The organism is Polaromonas sp. P1_F4 (genome assembly GCF_056405675.1).
In genome coordinates this window covers 182,963-198,579 of record NZ_JBFUBP010000004.1, presented here as the reverse complement: position 1 = coordinate 198,579, position 15,617 = coordinate 182,963, and the positions used below count along the sequence as shown (strand labels likewise).

General features: G+C 62.2%; 19 protein-coding genes. 12 read left to right on the top strand and 7 right to left on the bottom strand.

The features are described 5' to 3' along the window. The first annotated feature begins 36 nt into the window (after nucleotides 1-36). The 5 genes from AC1DYQ_RS10765 (at nucleotide 37) to AC1DYQ_RS10745 (ending at nucleotide 4,449) form a co-directional block, all read left to right on the top strand. On the top strand, nucleotides 37-849 hold the full coding sequence (locus AC1DYQ_RS10765) for an SDR family oxidoreductase (RefSeq protein ID WP_477686783.1): 813 nt from the start codon (nucleotides 37-39) through the stop codon (nucleotides 847-849). Continuing rightward, nucleotides 849-1,460 carry a class I SAM-dependent methyltransferase gene (locus AC1DYQ_RS10760; protein WP_477686782.1) on the top strand — a complete coding sequence of 204 codons (612 nt, stop codon included), beginning with the start codon at nucleotides 849-851 and terminating at the stop codon, nucleotides 1,458-1,460. The genes AC1DYQ_RS10765 and AC1DYQ_RS10760 overlap by 1 nt, the downstream gene beginning before the upstream one ends. Before the next feature lie 105 nt (nucleotides 1,461-1,565). Further along, entirely contained in the window at nucleotides 1,566-2,450 is an 885-nt protein-coding gene (gene dapA, locus AC1DYQ_RS10755; protein WP_457278927.1) for a 4-hydroxy-tetrahydrodipicolinate synthase, read from the top strand. 31 nt (nucleotides 2,451-2,481) lie between these two features. Beyond that, a complete protein-coding gene (gene bamC / locus AC1DYQ_RS10750; protein ID WP_477686781.1) occupies nucleotides 2,482-3,627 on the top strand; it encodes an outer membrane protein assembly factor BamC in 1,146 nt (381 codons plus the stop codon). Between the two features lie 48 nt (nucleotides 3,628-3,675). After that, complete coding sequence (locus AC1DYQ_RS10745) at nucleotides 3,676-4,449, top strand: MBL fold metallo-hydrolase (RefSeq protein WP_477686780.1); 774 nt, start codon at nucleotides 3,676-3,678, stop codon at nucleotides 4,447-4,449. Nucleotides 4,450-4,555: 106 nt separating this feature from the next. Here the strand turns inward: AC1DYQ_RS10745 and AC1DYQ_RS10740 are convergent, their stop codons facing one another. The 3 genes from AC1DYQ_RS10740 to AC1DYQ_RS10730 form a co-directional block, all read right to left on the bottom strand. Continuing rightward, a complete protein-coding gene (locus AC1DYQ_RS10740; protein ID WP_477646831.1) occupies nucleotides 4,556-4,792 on the bottom strand; it encodes a hypothetical protein in 237 nt (78 codons plus the stop codon). 219 nt (nucleotides 4,793-5,011) lie between these two features. Then, complete coding sequence (locus tag AC1DYQ_RS10735; RefSeq protein WP_477686779.1) at nucleotides 5,012-5,527, bottom strand: hypothetical protein; 516 nt, start codon at nucleotides 5,525-5,527, stop codon at nucleotides 5,012-5,014. Nucleotides 5,528-5,557: 30 nt separating this feature from the next. Next, a complete protein-coding gene (locus AC1DYQ_RS10730; RefSeq protein WP_477686778.1) occupies nucleotides 5,558-6,790 on the bottom strand; it encodes a JmjC domain-containing protein in 1,233 nt (410 codons plus the stop codon). A 14-nt stretch (nucleotides 6,791-6,804) separates the two neighbouring features. On the opposite strand from AC1DYQ_RS10730, the gene AC1DYQ_RS10725 reads away from it, so the two are divergent. Then, a complete protein-coding gene (locus AC1DYQ_RS10725; protein ID WP_477686777.1) occupies nucleotides 6,805-7,329 on the top strand; it encodes an FKBP-type peptidyl-prolyl cis-trans isomerase in 525 nt (174 codons plus the stop codon). An 82-nt stretch (nucleotides 7,330-7,411) separates the two neighbouring features. Here AC1DYQ_RS10725 and AC1DYQ_RS10720 read toward each other — a convergent pair whose 3' ends face one another. The 4 genes from AC1DYQ_RS10720 to coaBC form a co-directional block, all read right to left on the bottom strand. Beyond that, nucleotides 7,412-7,921 (bottom strand): outer membrane lipoprotein, encoded by a 510-nt coding sequence (locus AC1DYQ_RS10720; RefSeq protein ID WP_477646834.1) that lies wholly within the window; start codon nucleotides 7,919-7,921, stop codon nucleotides 7,412-7,414. 227 nt (nucleotides 7,922-8,148) lie between these two features. Further along, a complete protein-coding gene (gene dut, locus AC1DYQ_RS10715; protein WP_477686776.1) occupies nucleotides 8,149-8,595 on the bottom strand; it encodes a dUTP diphosphatase in 447 nt (148 codons plus the stop codon). Between the two features lie 3 nt (nucleotides 8,596-8,598). Next, nucleotides 8,599-9,024: a hypothetical protein gene (locus tag AC1DYQ_RS10710; RefSeq protein WP_477686775.1), complete on the bottom strand. Its 426-nt coding sequence runs from the start codon at nucleotides 9,022-9,024 to the stop codon at nucleotides 8,599-8,601. Beyond that, on the bottom strand, nucleotides 9,021-10,310 hold the full coding sequence (gene coaBC, locus AC1DYQ_RS10705; protein WP_477686774.1) for a bifunctional phosphopantothenoylcysteine decarboxylase/phosphopantothenate--cysteine ligase CoaBC: 1,290 nt from the start codon (nucleotides 10,308-10,310) through the stop codon (nucleotides 9,021-9,023). The genes AC1DYQ_RS10710 and coaBC overlap by 4 nt, the downstream gene beginning before the upstream one ends. A 281-nt stretch (nucleotides 10,311-10,591) precedes the next feature. On the opposite strand from coaBC, the gene AC1DYQ_RS10700 reads away from it, so the two are divergent. The 6 genes from AC1DYQ_RS10700 to AC1DYQ_RS10675 are packed head-to-tail and all read left to right on the top strand — an operon-like array spanning nucleotide 10,592 to nucleotide 15,612. Beyond that, entirely contained in the window at nucleotides 10,592-12,283 is a 1,692-nt protein-coding gene (locus AC1DYQ_RS10700; RefSeq protein ID WP_477686773.1) for a CTP synthase, read from the top strand. Between the two features lie 2 nt (nucleotides 12,284-12,285). Next, entirely contained in the window at nucleotides 12,286-13,143 is an 858-nt protein-coding gene (gene kdsA / locus AC1DYQ_RS10695) for a 3-deoxy-8-phosphooctulonate synthase (protein WP_477686772.1), read from the top strand. A gap of 32 nt (nucleotides 13,144-13,175) precedes the next feature. Then, the gene (locus tag AC1DYQ_RS10690) at nucleotides 13,176-13,481 is read left to right on the top strand and encodes a DUF1330 domain-containing protein (protein ID WP_431097123.1); all 306 of its coding nucleotides are present in this window, start codon (nucleotides 13,176-13,178) and stop codon (nucleotides 13,479-13,481) included. A gap of 27 nt (nucleotides 13,482-13,508) precedes the next feature. Further along, entirely contained in the window at nucleotides 13,509-14,792 is a 1,284-nt protein-coding gene (gene eno, locus AC1DYQ_RS10685; RefSeq protein ID WP_477646840.1) for a phosphopyruvate hydratase, read from the top strand. 14 nt (nucleotides 14,793-14,806) lie between these two features. Beyond that, on the top strand, nucleotides 14,807-15,082 hold the full coding sequence (locus tag AC1DYQ_RS10680; RefSeq protein ID WP_477686771.1) for a septum formation initiator family protein: 276 nt from the start codon (nucleotides 14,807-14,809) through the stop codon (nucleotides 15,080-15,082). A gap of 23 nt (nucleotides 15,083-15,105) precedes the next feature. Continuing rightward, a complete protein-coding gene (locus AC1DYQ_RS10675) occupies nucleotides 15,106-15,612 on the top strand; it encodes a hypothetical protein (protein WP_477686770.1) in 507 nt (168 codons plus the stop codon). The last annotated feature ends 5 nt before the right edge of the window (nucleotides 15,613-15,617 follow it).

The window sequence follows — 15,617 nt, the reverse complement described above, 5'->3', positions numbered from 1 at the left end:
TGGGCTGCGGCCCAATCAGGACGGGCGCAAGCAGCTATGAAAACAATAGTAATTACCGGAGCCTCTGACGGCATAGGCGCTGAAATGGCGCGGCAATTGGCCAAAACCCACGGCGCCGGCGTGGCGCTGGTGCTGGCCGCGCGCAATGAAGCACTGCTCAATGAGGTTGCGGGCCAATGCGTTGCCCATGGGGCGTTGACCCTGGCCGTCAAAACCGATGTATCGCAAGAAGACCAATGCCGCCAGCTGGTGGCCGCCGCCATCGGACGGTTCGGGCAAATCGATGCCTTGATCAACAACGCAGGCATGTCGGCGCAAGCCCTTTTTGAAGACGTCAAGGCCCAGGACCTGGCCTGGTACGAACAGTTGATGCGCATCAACCTCTGGGGCAGCGTCTGGTGCACCCATGCCGCCCTGCCTTACTTAAAAGTGCGCCACGGCAGCATCGTGGCTGTCTCCAGCCTGGCAGGCCTGATCGGCGTGCCGGGCCGCACAGCCTACAGCGCCACCAAATTCGCCATGACGGGCTTCTTCGAGGCATTGCGCGCCGAGCTGAAAACGGCCGGCGTCAGCGTAACAACGGCCTATCCGGGCGTGGTGGCCACCCGCATCCGCTACCGCGGCTTCAACGCGGCCGGTGAGGCAGCCGGTGCCAGCGGCCTGAAAGAAGACGACGCCATGAGCGTGGAAGAATGCGCACGGCTGATCGTGCAGGGTATGGAGCGCCGCGACCGCGAAGTCGTCATGACGGCCAAGGGCAAGCTGGGCCGCTGGCTCAAGCTGATCGCACCCGGCCGGGTTGAAGCGATGGCGCTGGCAGCGCTCAAAGATGACGTAAAACCCTACTGATGGAGAACAATACGCACGGCATGGAACCGCCCTCCGCCTGGGTGCAGCGCTGGTCGCACCTGGTGCCAGAGCGTGGCGTGGTGCTGGACGTGGCCTGCGGCTACGGCCGCCATGCCCGCTGGTTTTATGAACGAAATCACCCTCTGGCCCTTGTGGATCGTGCGCAAGCAGCTATCGAATTTATAGCAACCGCCCTTCCAGCGCGCTCAACCCAAACCGTTGAAGCCGTGGTGGCCGACATTGAGGAAGGCCCCTGGCCCTTTGAAGGACGACAGTTTGAGGCAGTCATCGTCACCAATTACCTGTGGCGGCCGCTCCTGCCCACGCTACTGGCCAGCCTGGCGCCGGGTGGCGTGCTGATTTACGAAACTTTTACGCAGGGCAATGAAACGGTAGGCAAACCCTCGCGCCCCGACTTTTTGCTGCGTCCCGGTGAATTGCTGCAGGTCTGCCAGGGCCTGAAGGTGGTGGCCTTCGAGGAGGGTTTTGAGGAGCGTCCGCCGCGCTTTGTCCAGCGCATCACCGCCGTCCGCGAATCAGCCGCGACTGCGGGTTTATCCGCCCCCCTTCATACCGCAGAGGGGGGTCCACCCCGCTATAGACTGACCTAGGCTCTGGGTAGAATGCAGGATTGGCCTTTTCCGGGGCCGGCTTGAAGCTGTTCAGGCCGGAACACCCCAGATACCTGCATGGCCGCGAACGTTTACAAGCAGAGCATGAAACCCATTACTGGCAGCATCGTTGCATTGGCAACGCCCTTGCACGAAGACGGCAGCGTAGATTACCCCACCCTGCGCAAGCTGGTTGACTGGCACATTGCCGAAGGGACCGACTGCATCGGTGTGGTCGGCACAACCGGCGAATCCCCAACCGTCAATGTCGAAGAACATTGCGAAATCATCCGGGTGTCGGTTGAGCAGGCCAAAAAGCGCGTGCCGATCATGGCCGGCTGCGGCGCCAACTCAACGGCCGAAGCCATTGAGCTTGCCAAATTTGCCAAAGGCGTCGGCGCGGACTGCCAGTTGCAGGTCGTTCCCTATTACAACAAGCCCACCCAGGAAGGCCAGTACCGGCACTTCAAGGCGATTGCGGAAGCGGTTGGCGACCTCCCCACCGTGCTTTACAACGTGCCCGGCCGCACCGTCGCCGATATGGCGCACGCCACCGTGCTGCGCCTGGCCCAGGTGCCCGGCATTGTCGGCATCAAGGAAGCCACCGGCAACATCGAGCGTGCCCAGTGGCTGATCAAGGAAGTGCCCAAGGGCTTTGCCGTGTATTCAGGCGACGACCCGACCGCCGTAGCGCTGATGCTTTGCGGCGGCCAGGGCAATGTCAGCGTGACAGCCAACGTAGCGCCCCGCCTCATGCACGAGCTGTGCGTGGCCGCCGTGGCCGGCGATGCCCGCCGCGCCATGGAGCTGCAACTTAAATTGCTGCCGCTGCATCGAAACCTGTTTGTCGAAGCCAACCCCATTCCCGTCAAGTGGGCCATGGCCCGGATGGGCCTTTGCGGCGGCACACTGCGCCTGCCGATGACGCCGCTGGAAACATCGAACGAAGCCGCCGTGGAAAGCGCCTTGCGCATCTGCGGCCTGGTCTGATTTGCCTGATCTGATTTTTAAGGGAACCCAAGTGAAGATATTGCCAACACATCCTGCATTTTCCAAAGCCCGGAGCGCCGCAACCGTGTCTGCACTGGTTGCCCTCGGTCTGCTCGCCGGCTGCTCCTCCATCAGGGATGTGATGGAAGGCGAACGCGTCGACTACAAAAGCAGCGGCGCCAAAGCTCCTTCCCTGGCGGTCCCTCCCGACCTGACACAACTGAGCCGCGAAACCCGTTATGTGGTGCCCGGCACCGCGGTGTCCGCCAGCAGCTACCAGGTGGGCCAGCCAACCCAGGCCGTGCAGACAGCCGCAGTGACCGTGGGCGACGTTCGCATCGAGCGCGCAGGTACCCAGCGCTGGCTGGTGGTGAACCGGCCGGCAGACAAGCTCTGGACACCCGTGCGTGATTTCTGGCTGGAGAGCGGCTTCCTGCTGTCCCAGGATCAGGAAAACCTCGGCATCATGGAAACCGATTACGCTGAAAACCGCGCCAAGCTCCCGCAGGATTTCATCCGCAACACCATCGGCAAAGTATTCGACAGCCTGTACTCCACCGGTGAGCGCGACAAATTCCGCACACGGCTGGAGCGCCGCGCTGATGGCGGCACGGAAATCTATGTCAGCCACCGCGGCATGGTCGAGGTGCTGACGGGCGTCAAGGCCGGCTCTTCCGGCGGCGACAGCACCATGTGGCAACCCCGCCCTGCCGACCCGGAACTGGAAGCCGAATTCCTGCGCCGCCTGATGGTCAAGCTGGGTGTCACGCAAGAGCAATCGAAGGCCCTGGTGGCCGCCGGTGCGAACAAACAAACCTCGCGGATCGCCACTGTCAACAGCCAGCCCGTCGTGCAGATCGACGAGGGCTTTGAACGTGCATGGCGCCGCGTCGGCCTGGCGCTGGACCGCACCGGCTTCACGGTTGAAGACCGCGACCGCAGCCAGGGGACCTACTTCGTGCGCTACGTCGAGCCTATCGTGAACAAAACCGAGCCCGGCTTCTTCAGCAAGCTGTTCAGCGGCTCGCCAGCCGCTGTGCCGCCGTTGAAGTACCGCATCGCCGTCAAGAGCCAGGGTGAAAGCACCACGGTGTCGGTTCTCAATGCCCAGGGTGCGCCTGAAGCGTCGGCCAATGCCCAGCGCATCATCCAGGTGATTGCCGACGATCTGAGGTAAATCCCGGTTCGTGACCCTGTTCATCCCGACTGACGATTCCATACCGGTGTGTTGAGGTTCAAAAGCCTGGGCAGTGGCAGTTCAGGCAATGCCACACTGGTTGAAGCGTCGGGAATCACGCCGCTTCGCATTCTTGTCGACTGCGGGCTGGGGCTCAAGCACCTGCTCTACAGGCTCGGTGAGGCGGGCCTGCAACCCGAAGACATCCATGCCGTGTTCATCACCCATGAGCACGGTGACCACATCGGCTGCGCCCGGTCACTGTCGCTTCGCTACCGGATCCCGGTCTGGATGAGCCATGGCACCCACGCAGGCATAGGGGCACCGGATTTTGACGGGCTACTGCACAAGGCGCGCGACGGGAAGGCCATTGACCTCGGCGGCATGCAGCTGACGCCTTTTACGGTGCCCCACGACGCCCGGGAACCTCTGCAACTGAGCTGCACCGACGGATCGGCAAAGCTGGGCATCCTCACTGATCTCGGTCATGCCACTTCGCATGTCCTGGAACACCTGGACGGCTGCAATGCCCTGATGCTGGAGTGCAACCACGATTCCGACATGCTCGCCCAATCGTCCTACCCCGCGTTCCTGAAGCGGCGTGTAGGCGGTCAATATGGACATCTCTCCAATACGGCCGCTGCGGATGTCGCCCGCGGCGTCATGCATCACGGGCTACGCCACCTGGTGGCAGCCCATCTCAGCGCGCAAAACAACCGGCCGGAGCTGGTGCAAGAGCTGATAGCCGCAGCCGTGGGTTGGGACGCGGAAGACATCATTGTGGCCAGGCCCGACGTCGGCACACGCTGGATCCATATCTGAAAAAGCGTCGTGGACCCTGCAGCGCGGGTGCATGCCGGCCATGGCGGCAAACAAGCGCCCATAAAAAAAGCCGCCTCACGGCGGCTTTTTTCGACTCGCTGAAGATTTACTTCGCAGCGCTGGCTGGAGCGGCGGTAGCAGCGGCTGCAGCGGCAGCGGCGTCAGCAGCAGGTGCCGATGCTGGTGCGGATGCGGCAGCGGCAGGAGCCGATGCGTCAGCAGCAGGAGCTGGAGCTGGTGCAGCAACTGGAGCTGGTGCCGGTGCTGGAGCTTCTTCTTTCTTGCCGCAAGCAGCCAGAGCAACAGCGGCAACGATAGCTGCCAAAACGAGTGACTTGTTCATTTTTACGATCCTTGATGATATTTAAGAAAACAATTTCCGGAAATTGCCAAAAGAAAACCCAAACCGGAATTCAAGTTATTTTTGACCGGGGAAAGGACTCGAGCTCTTTCTACCCAGCTTTAAATTATATGCCGGATATTACAAATGGGAACGCAAGCCGGAAAACCCTAAGCCAGCCTTTACAGGCCTGTAGCGCCCTCAGACGCAAAAATGCCCGCCTCAAAGCCCCAGCGTAGTGGCGGGGAACGACGGCGAACTTTTCAGCAAACGCTCATTGACTCGCTCCCTCAACGCCACCCGCCTGGCAACCTCAGAGCCGGCAATGCCAGTGCAGCGCTGCACATCCAGCCGCTCAAAGACCCAGCCGGGGCCGAGCAAGGCGCTGGGCATATCGTCCGCTGCGCCCGATGTATTAGCGCGGCATTCCACAATGTGCGCCCAGGTACGCCGCCAGGTGACGAACCGGGCGTGCCGCCTGACCACTTCATCGTAGTTTTTGGCCAGCATCGTGAATTTCCGGCCCGTCATGGACCAATCATTCAGCGCCTGAACGACTGCACGTTCTCCCAGGGGCCAGTCTTCGAAATCGGGATCGCACACGATGATTTCGCGCCAACCCTGTGCGGCTGCCGCTGAAAGCGACTGCCTGATCAACTCTGTGAAATCGCTGCGGCCGGTAAACCGGCCTTCCAGCAAGGCGGGCGGCAGGGCAGAACTGGTTTTTTCCGTATCCATAAAACGTCTCCAGGCTGTTTGGCAAGCAGGTCAGTCGTCTCGTGCAGGCAGCGTCTGCCGCAGCCAGCCCGCGTCATGCCAGTCGCCCAGCAGCGCGATGGCCGATGCGCCAGCCTTGCGCAGCTCCCGGGGGGCCAGGCTGCGCTGATCGGCCAGACGGTGCATCAGGGCAGCATCGGCGCCTTTGGCGCGATAACTTTCGCCATTGATAAACACATGGTCGCTGTCATACATCATCCGCGTGCGTGTGTCGAGATGCACGCCGGCACTCCCCTGCCGCGCCGCATCGGCATCCCACTCGCCCTCCGCCTCGTCGAACCATACCGAGGGCTTGGGTTCGGTCATATATTCGCCCAGAGCGCAAGCCACGGCCAGGGGATCTTTCAACGCGTCCAGAACCGCCTGGCCGGCAAAGGCGGTGAGCTCTACCGGCATGGCCGCCGGCGTGGGGGTGGCCAGCTGGCCCGCATCACGGTACAAGCGGGGCGGAGCCTGGCGGCGGCCCACTTCGCCCGCAGCAGATTCGTCGCCGTCATGGCTGTCGTCCTCCGTGAATTCGGCCAGACGATGCAGCAGTTCCGCGGCCAGCTCGCCCTGCGCAGGCGCCCTGAACCCAATGGAATACGTCATGCAGTCTGCCGGTTTCCCGTCGCCCTGCACCGACGCTTCGGCAATGCCGTCGTGGGCATAGCGCGGAGGCAGGTAGAGCATGTCGCCCGCTTCCAGCACAAACTCTTCTTCAGGAACAAAATTCTGGAGGATTTTCAGCGGTACGCCTTCCTGCAGCATCAGGTCTTTCTGCCGACCGATCTTCCAGCGCCGCCGGCCGCTGGCCTGCAACAGGAACACGTCATAGCTGTCAAAGTGCGGCCCAACGCCGCCGCCGGGCGTGGCAAACGAAATCATCAGGTCGTCGAGCCGGGCGTCGGGCACAAAGCGGAACTTCTGCAACAGCGCATGCGCGCCGGCGTCATGCAGGTCCACCCCCTGCACCAGCAAGGTCCAGGCTTTCTGGCCCAGCGGCGGGAGGCTTCGCGCGGCAAAAGGCCCCTGTTTCATCCGCCATCCCTTGGGCTGCTGGACGATCAGCCGGGACTCGACTTGCTCACGCGCCGCGAGCCTGAACAGTGCTGCGCGGCTGAGCACAGGTTGCAGCCCCGGCAGCGCCTGGCGGATGAGAAGCGGCTTTTTTTGCCAGTGCCGGCGCATGAATTGCGCCGGGCTCAGGCCGGCGAGGAGCTCTAGAGATTGATTTACATCCATGGGACAATTGTCGGATGAAAATCACCCCGCAATGCGTCGTAGCCCTGACATGGACGCTGAAAGACACTCTGGGCGATGTGCTGGACGAGCTGGACGAACCCATCGAGTTTTTACTCGGCGGCGATGACCTCCTCGCGAAGATCGAGGAGGCACTGCAAGGCCATGAAGCCGGAGAGAAGCTTGAGCTGCACCTTGAGCCCGAAAACGCCTTCGGTGACTACGACGAGAACCTGGTTTTCCTCGAACCCCGCAAGATTTTTCCCGCCGAACTGGAAGAAGGCATGACCTTCGACGGCATGGCCCTTCCGCCAGGAAGCAGCGGGCAAGCGCCTCATGATCATATTTACACGGTGACCGAGATCTACCCCGATCACGTCGTACTCGATGGCAACCATCCCCTTGCGGGCATCGCCATCCGGTTGAACCTCAGGGTTGAAGCCGTGCGCGAAGCCAGCGAAGAGGAAATCGGCCAGGGATCGCTTGGCACCGGTTTTTTCAAACTCGAACCGATCACACCGGGAAGCGGCACGCTGCACTGAGACGCGTGCAATTCCAGGCGTAAAAAAGCCGGCCATCCCCTGCGGGAGTAGCCGGCTCTTCAAATGCGGAGGAACCGCAGCTTTACATGATCCGGTTGATCTGGCCGTTTTCAATCTTCACGCGGTCTCCCACGCGAAGGTTGCCGTAACTGGGGACGTCGTAGGCGCGTGAGCTGCCATTGTCCAGTTGCACCGAGACGCGATAGCTCTCACGAATGGTCGCGTTGCGGTTCTTTTCAATGGCGTTACCGGCCACCGCACCGCCCACTGCACCCACCACGGTTGCCGCATCCTTGCCGCTGCCGCCACCGATCTGGTGACCCACCACAGCACCCGCCACACCGCCCAGGACAGCACCGACGCCTGAGCCGCGGCCTTTTTCCGTAGTCTGGATGGCTTCCACATTGATAACCCGTCCGTACTCAACGTAAGCATTCTGCTGATTGGCAGGGTAGGACGAAGAAGCGGGATAGGTTGAAGTGGTGGCCGGGTAGGACGAATCGCCGCTGGGGCTCATGGGCGCGCAAGCAGCCAAGCCCACCAGTGCCAGCACAGCGGAAGCCGAGGAAATAAAGCGGAATGTGTTTTGCATGAGTCTCTCCTGTTAATAAGTTCATGAGATCCCCGGTCTGGCATCGGCTTCTCGCTAACGGGAAGCCGATACCAGGAGCGCGGAGACTCCCATGACCCATTAAGGGCATGCAGCAGCAAATACAGAGTGGGGTTTGAAGCTGTCGCGGCGTGGGAGCCGTGTTGCAAGGGCTGTAGGAAAACACCCTCCCCTGTTCGATTCCGCTACCTGCCAGCGCGGCAGCAGTTTCAGGCTTTTCCCGTGGAGCCGTACCCGCCTTCGCCACGCTCACTGGCGGGAAATTCCGCCACTACATTGAACTGCGCCTGCACCACGGGCACGATCATCAGTTGGGCGATCCGCTCCATCGGCTCAATGGTGAACGGTACGTCGCTGCGGTTCCAGGCACTGACCATCAGTTGCCCCTGGTAATCACTGTCGATCAGGCCCACCAGATTGCCCAGCACGATGCCGTGCTTGTGGCCCAGCCCCGAGCGCGGCAGGATGAGCGCGGCATAGCCGGGGTTGTGCAGGTAAATGGCAATGCCGGTCGGTACCAGTTGCCAGGCGTTGGCGGCCAGCGTGAGCGGCGTGTCGAGACAGGCACGCAGGTCCAGGCCGGCGCTGCCGGGCGTTGCGTAGGCGGGAAGGTTGCCCTGAAGGCGGGGGTCGAGAATTTTGACGTCGATTTGCATGAACTATTTTTTCTTGGGTAGTTGATTTTTCCGGGCTTCTTCGGCTGCTTGCCGGGCGAGCTCACGCAGGCGCTGCACCAGTGCGCCGGATGAATGACGGTTGGCCTGGAAGACCGCCCACGCCCCGTACACCAGCAGCGCGGGCAGAAACAGGAACCCGGCGCCGGGCACCACCTCGGACAGCACCTGCGTTGCGATCCACAGGATGACGACCCATTTGACGTGGGTTAGAAAGGCGGCGCCGGTGGCCACGACGGCCACGGGTTTGGACGGGGGCGTCGCGGTGCTCGCCGAAGACGGGGCGCGGAGCGAAATCTTGTCTTGCGGCTCAAGCCGGTCTTTATGGACGCCTGGCGCGTTCGCGTTTGTCAGGCGTTCCACATAGCTGACGAAATCGCCGTCAGGCGGCGTGTTCGAGGGAAGGTTCATGGTGCAGCCGCTTTCCCGCTGGAGGGCGCCGCCATCCGGGTTGCGATCTCTGCCACCAGCTGGCGCGCCAGCGAGAGCTTGGAGGCCCGGGGCAGCGCGGTGCTGCCCTGCGCATCTACCAGCAACAGCGCATTGTGGTCCTGCCCGAACGTGTCGGGGCCGATGTTTCCGACCAGCAGCGGCACTTTTTTGCGCAGCCTCTTGGCCCCGGCGTTGCCGGCCAGGTCATGGCTTTCAGCCGCAAAGCCCACGCAAAACAGCCGGCCGGCCTGGGCGGCCGGTGATTGCGCGACAGTGGCCAGGATGTCCGTGTTTTCGGTAAACACCAGCTGCGGCGTCTGGCCGGAGCCGTCTTTCTTGATCTTCTGCGTTGAAGGCGCTGCCGGCCGCCAGTCGGCGACGGCCGCCGTTGCTATAAAAATAGTAGCTGCCTGCGCACGTCCTGTAACGGTTTCGAGCATATTTTGTGCGGATTTGACGTCGATGCGAGTGACCCCGCGTGGCGTGGGCAGCCCGACCGGACCCGCAACAAGGGTGACCTCAGCCCCTGCTTCGTGCGCAGCCCGCGCAATGGCAAAACCCATTTTCCCGCTCGACAGGTTGGTGATGCCGCGCACGGGATCTATGGCCTCATAGGTCGGGCCGGCCGTGACCAGCACATGCTGCCCGGCCAGGACCTTGGGCGCAAAGAAGGCAATCAGGTCTTCGAGAATCTGCTCAGGCTCCAGCATGCGTCCGTCGCCGGTCTCGCCGCAAGCCTGGAAACCACTCCCCACGCCCAGCACCGTGGCGCCATCACCGGCCAGCTGCACAAAATTGCGCTGGGTCGCCGGGTGCGCATACATCTCACGGTTCATGGCCGGCGCCACCAGCAACGGAACCTTGTCGATAGGCCGGGCCAGGCACATCAGGCTCAGCAGGTCGTCGGCGCGCCCATGAAGCAGCTTGGCCATGAAATCGGCGCTCATGGGCGCAACCAGGATCGCATCGGATTCGCGCGACAGGTTGATGTGCGCCATGTTGTTCGCTTCACGGCTGTCCCACTGGCTGGTGTAGACCGGCCGTCCGCTCAGGGCCTGCATGGTGACGGGCGTGATGAACTGCTCGGCAGCTTCGGTCATGACCACCTGCACCGTGGCACCCGCCTTGATCAGCGCCCGGCACAGTTCAGCGGCCTTGTAGCAGGCAATGCCGCCCGACAGGCCCAGCACGATGTGTTTGCCGGCCAGGTCCAGGGCTTCATTGCCGTTCGGGCCGCTTCCCATGGAATTCACTTGATTCGTCATGTTCCGCAATGTATCTCAGTTGGAGGAAAGGCCCCCACGCTTTTCGCTTCGCGTAATGCGCTGCCCCCCGAGGGGGCCGCTGCGCCTGCGGCCCGGCAAAGCCGGTTCCGCGGCCCCTGCTTGCTTGGTCAACACCGGCCGGCCTTACGTGGGCTGCGAGCCACCGTGCAAGCCCGAACAGCTTTGGGCTGAAATTCAGTATCCCCTGCAAGAGGTAACCCGGCGGGCAACCCGTATAATCTCCGTTTACCACCTCTACGAACTTGCGGTTCGTACCTGACATGACCAAATTTGTCTTCGTCACCGGCGGTGTGGTGTCTTCCCTGGGCAAGGGAATCGCCTCAGCCTCCTTAGCTGCGATCCTCGAATCGCGAGGCCTCAAAGTCACTTTAATCAAGCTCGATCCCTACCTGAATGTGGATCCGGGCACCATGTCGCCCTTTCAGCATGGCGAGGTTTTTGTCACCGACGACGGCGCCGAAACCGACCTGGATCTCGGCCACTATGAGCGCTTCATCGAAACGCGCATGCGCAAGGCCAACAACTTCACGACCGGCCAGATCTACAAAAGCGTGCTTGAGAAAGAACGCCGTGGCGACTACCTGGGCAAGACCGTGCAGGTCATCCCGCACGTCACCAACGAAATCCAGGAATTCGTCAAGCGCGGCGCCGGCTATGAAACGGCAGACGCGGTCGACGTCGCGATCGTGGAAATCGGCGGTACCGTCGGCGACATCGAGTCCCTGCCCTTCCTGGAAGCCGTGCGCCAGATGAGCCTGCGCCTGGGTGCCAACAACACCGCCTTCGTTCACCTGAGCTATGTGCCCTGGATCGCGGCAGCCGGCGAACTCAAAACCAAGCCGACCCAGCACACCGCCAAGCAATTGCGTGAAATCGGCATCCAGGCCGACGTGCTGCTGTGCCGTGCCGACCGCCGCATTCCCAACGAAGAGCGCGAAAAAATCTCGCTGTTCTCCAACGTTCCCGAGTGGGGCGTGATCTCGATGTGGGACGTCGACACCATTTACAAAGTGCCCCGCATGCTGCACGAACAGGGCCTGGACGGCCTGATCTGCGACAAGCTGCGCCTGAACACGCCACCGGCCAACCTCAAGCGCTGGGACGACCTGGTCTACGAGACCGAGCATCCGCAGACCGAAGTGCATATCGCCATGGTCGGCAAGTACGTCGACCTCTCCGACAGCTACAAGTCGCTCAACGAAGCCCTGCGCCACGCCGGCATGAAAAACCATGCCAAGGTAGTCATCGAATATGTCGACTCCGAAACCATCACGCCGGACAACGTCTCGCGCCTGGCCCGCTTTGACGGCATCCTGGTGCCCGGCGGTTTCGGCATTCGCGGTGTCGAAGGCAAGATCTGCGCGGCCCGCTTCGCCCGTGAGCAAAAGATGCCCTACCTCGGCATCTGCCTGGGCATGCAGGTAGCGACCATCGAATTCGCGCGCCACGTTGCCGGCCTCAAGGATGCCAACAGCACCGAGTTCGACCCCGCCACCCCGCACCCGGTGATCGCGCTGATCACCGAGTGGAAAGACGCCGACGGCACGATCAAGACACGCAATGCCAAATCCGACCTGGGCGGCACCATGCGCCTGGGCGCGCAAAGCTCGGACGTCGCAGCCGGCACGCTGGCCCACAAGATTTATGGTGACGTGGTGACGGAGCGCCATCGCCACCGCTATGAAGCCAACGTCAACTACCTCGACGCCCTGCGTGCGTCGGGCCTGGTCATCTCCGCGCTGACCCAACGCGAGCAACTCACCGAGATCGTCGAGCTGCCGCAGGACGTCCACCCCTGGTTTGTCGGCGTGCAGTTCCACCCCGAGTTCAAGTCCACGCCCTGGGACGGCCACCCGCTGTTCAATGCCTATATCGCGGCCGTACTCAAACAGCGCGCCACGGCAGGCCAGGACCCGAAAGCTGCCGCCAAGCCTCTCAAGGCGGTAGCCTGACCATGAAACTCTGCGGATTTGATATTGGCCTGAACCAACCTTTCTTCCTCATCGCCGGCCCTTGCGTGGTGGAGTCCGAGCAGTTGCAGATGGACACTGCCGGCACGCTGAGGGAAATTACCGCTTCGCTGGGCATTCCCTTCATCTTCAAAAGCAGCTTCGACAAGGCCAATCGCACCAGCGAGACGGCCTTTCGCGGACTGGGCACTGAGAAAGGACTGGAGATTCTGGCCAAGGTCAAAAAAGAAATTGGCGTGCCGGTACTGACCGACATCCACTCCGAAGACCAGATCGCCCAGGTCGCCAAGGTGGTCGATGTGCTGCAAACACCGGCCCTGCTGTGCCGCCAGACCGACTTCATCCACGCCGTCGCGCTGTCCGGTCTGCCGGTCAATATCAAGAAGGGCCAGTTCATGGCCCCGGGCGACATGAAGAACGTCATCACCAAGGCGCGCGCGGCCGTCAAGGCGGCCGGTCTGCCGGAAGACAACTTCATGGCCTGCGAACGCGGCGCCAGCTTTGGCTACAACAACCTGGTCAGCGACATGCGTAGCCTGGCCATCATGCGCGAGACCAACGCGCCGGTCGTGTTTGACGCGACCCACTCGGTGCAGCTGCCCGGCGGCCAGGGCACCAGCAGCGGCGGGGTACGCGAGATGGTGCCGGTGCTGGCGCGTGCCGCGGTGGCCGTCGGCGTCTCTGGCCTGTTCATGGAAACCCACCCGGACCCGGCCAAGGCCTTGTGCGACGGCCCCAACGCCGTGCCGCTCAAGCACATGAAGGCCTTGCTGGAAACGCTGCTCGAACTGGACCGCGTCACCAAGAAAAACGGCTTCCTCGAAAACAGCTTCAGCGCCTGAACCAATACTCAACCACGAACACCAGACAAGCCATGACACCCGCCTACATCATCGTCGACATGAAGATCACCGATCCCGAGCAGTACAAGCAGTACATGGCTGCCGCGCCCGCCACGGTGGCGGCCGCTGGGGGCGAATATCTGGTGCGCGGGGGTAAGTTTGAGACGCTGGAAGGCAACTGGCAACCTGCACGCATCGCCATGCTGCGCTTCCCCAGCTACGAGAAGGCCAAGGCCTTTTACGACGACGAGATGTACCGTGCCGTACGTGCCAAGCGTGCTGGCGCCACCGAGTTTTTCAATATGGTGCTGGTCGAAGGCGTTGCCGCCCCGGTCTGACCCCTCTCTCCACAAAAAAGGAACCTAATGAGCGCAATTGTTGATATCGTCGGCCGCGAAATTCTCGACAGCCGTGGCAACCCTACCGTTGAGTGCGACGTGCTGCTGGAATCCGGCGTCATGGGCCGTGCTGCAGTGCCTTCGGGCGCGTCCACCGGTTCGCGTGAAGCCATCGAGCTGCGCGACGGCGACAAGTCGCGCTACCTCGGCAAGGGCGTGCTCAAGGCCGTCGAACACATCAACACCGAAATCTCCGAAGCCGTGCTGGGCCTGGACGCCAGCGAACAGGCCTTCCTGGACCGCACGCTGATCGACCTGGACGGCACCGACAACAAATCGCGCCTGGGCGCCAACGCCACGCTGGCTGTCAGCATGGCCGTGGCACGCGCGGCGGCTGAAGAAGCCGGCCTGCCCCTGTATCGTTATTTCGGTGGCAGCGGCGCCATGCAGATGCCCGTTCCCATGATGAACGTGGTCAACGGCGGTGCGCACGCCAACAACAACCTGGACCTGCAGGAGCTGATGATCATTCCTGTCGGCGCGCCCAGCTTTCGCGAAGCCGTGCGTTACGGTGCCGAAGTCTTCCATGCCCTCAAGAAAATTCTGCACGACAAGGGCATGAGCGTGGCCGTCGGCGACGAAGGCGGCTTTGCACCCAATGTGGCCAACCACGAATCGGCCATCCAGATGATCCTGGAGGCCATCGACGCCGCTGGTTATGTGGCCGGTGAGCAAATTGCCCTGGGCCTCGATTGCGCAGCGTCGGAGTTCTACAAAGACGGTAAATACGTCCTGGGTGCCGAAGGCCTGAGCCTGGACGCCACCGAATGGACCAACATCCTGGCCACCTGGGTCGACAAATACCCCATCATCAGCATCGAAGACGGCATGGCCGAAGGCGACTGGGACGGCTGGAAGACCCTGACCGAACGCCTGGGTAAAAAAGTGCAACTGGTCGGCGACGACCTGTTTGTCACCAACACCAAGATCCTCAAGGAAGGCATCGACAAGCAGATTGCCAACTCCATCCTGATCAAGATCAACCAGATCGGCACGCTGACCGAGACCTTTGCCGCCATCGAGATGGCCAAACGCGCCGGCTACACCGCCGTCATCAGCCACCGCTCGGGCGAAACCGAAGACTCCACCATCGCCGACATCGCCGTGGGCACCAATGCCGGCCAGATCAAGACGGGCTCGCTCTCGCGTTCGGACCGCATGGCCAAGTACAACCAGCTGCTGCGCATCGAAGAAGACTTGGGCGACATCGCGTCCTACCCAGGCCGCGCGGCCTTTTACAATCTCCGCTAAAGGCCTGCCTGCACGTGGGAACCCGACTCGTCCCCGCCATCCTGATTGCGCTCCTGGCCATATTCCACGCGCAACTCTGGATCGGCCGGGGCAGCATTCCCAGCGTGCGCGACATGCAGCACCGGCTGACCGAACAGCTAGCCAAAAACACCCAGGCACAGGCCGCCAATGACCAGCTTTCAGCAGAAGTCCGGGATCTCAAGGAAGGCCTCGAAATGGTCGAAGAAAAAGCCCGGATCGAGCTCGGAATGGTCAAGCCGAATGAAATCTTCGTGCAGGTGACCAAGTAAGCCCTGGTATCCAGCCTGCGAAAGTGTCCGTGCTGAAAATTGCCGTTACCGGCGCCCCACTTACCGGAAAGAGGCAGCTTGCCGCTGCGCTGGACTGCGCCCTGAAAATCTCGGGGCACGAAGCCACCGTAGCCGTGACCGATGCCGCGTCCCTTCCTGCCGACCTCCCCAGCTTTGGGCTGACGCTGCTCATGGGACTGGAAGAAGCGCAGGCGACCACAACGGCCGATGAACGCCGGCAACATCAACACAGCGCCGACCAGTCGATTCGTGCAGCCCTGTCGCACGCGGGCATTCCCTATCGCGTCATGTACGGAACCGCAGAGCAGCGCCTTGCCCGGGCGCTGGAGGCCGCGCAAAGCCTGCGGCCCCGTGCCCCGACTTTCACCCGAAGCACGCCCGGCGCGACACCAAGCCCCCAAAAAAGCAGGAAGGCCTGGGTGTGGGTCTGCGAAAAGTGCAGCGATCCTGCTTGTGAGCACCGCCTGCTCAGCGACCTGCTGGCGGAGCGCGCTGCAGCAACCGCTTGAGGCAT

Coding starts and splice junctions, on each gene's coding strand:
- AC1DYQ_RS10765 (WP_477686783.1), top strand. CDS start 37: ATGAAAACAATAGTAATTACCGGAGCCTCTGACGGCATAGGCGCTGAA.
- AC1DYQ_RS10760 (WP_477686782.1), top strand. CDS start 849: ATGGAGAACAATACGCACGGCATGGAACCGCCCTCCGCCTGGGTGCAG.
- dapA (WP_457278927.1), top strand. CDS start 1,566: ATGAAACCCATTACTGGCAGCATCGTTGCATTGGCAACGCCCTTGCAC.
- AC1DYQ_RS10740 (WP_477646831.1), bottom strand. CDS start 4,792: ATGAACAAGTCACTCGTTTTGGCAGCTATCGTTGCCGCTGTTGCTCTG.
- AC1DYQ_RS10735 (WP_477686779.1), bottom strand. CDS start 5,527: ATGGATACGGAAAAAACCAGTTCTGCCCTGCCGCCCGCCTTGCTGGAA.
- AC1DYQ_RS10730 (WP_477686778.1), bottom strand. CDS start 6,790: ATGGATGTAAATCAATCTCTAGAGCTCCTCGCCGGCCTGAGCCCGGCG.
- AC1DYQ_RS10725 (WP_477686777.1), top strand. CDS start 6,805: ATGAAAATCACCCCGCAATGCGTCGTAGCCCTGACATGGACGCTGAAA.
- AC1DYQ_RS10720 (WP_477646834.1), bottom strand. CDS start 7,921: ATGCAAAACACATTCCGCTTTATTTCCTCGGCTTCCGCTGTGCTGGCA.
- dut (WP_477686776.1), bottom strand. CDS start 8,595: ATGCAAATCGACGTCAAAATTCTCGACCCCCGCCTTCAGGGCAACCTT.
- AC1DYQ_RS10710 (WP_477686775.1), bottom strand. CDS start 9,024: ATGAACCTTCCCTCGAACACGCCGCCTGACGGCGATTTCGTCAGCTAT.
- coaBC (WP_477686774.1), bottom strand. CDS start 10,310: ATGACGAATCAAGTGAATTCCATGGGAAGCGGCCCGAACGGCAATGAA.
- AC1DYQ_RS10700 (WP_477686773.1), top strand. CDS start 10,592: ATGACCAAATTTGTCTTCGTCACCGGCGGTGTGGTGTCTTCCCTGGGC.
- kdsA (WP_477686772.1), top strand. CDS start 12,286: ATGAAACTCTGCGGATTTGATATTGGCCTGAACCAACCTTTCTTCCTC.
- AC1DYQ_RS10690 (WP_431097123.1), top strand. CDS start 13,176: ATGACACCCGCCTACATCATCGTCGACATGAAGATCACCGATCCCGAG.
- eno (WP_477646840.1), top strand. CDS start 13,509: ATGAGCGCAATTGTTGATATCGTCGGCCGCGAAATTCTCGACAGCCGT.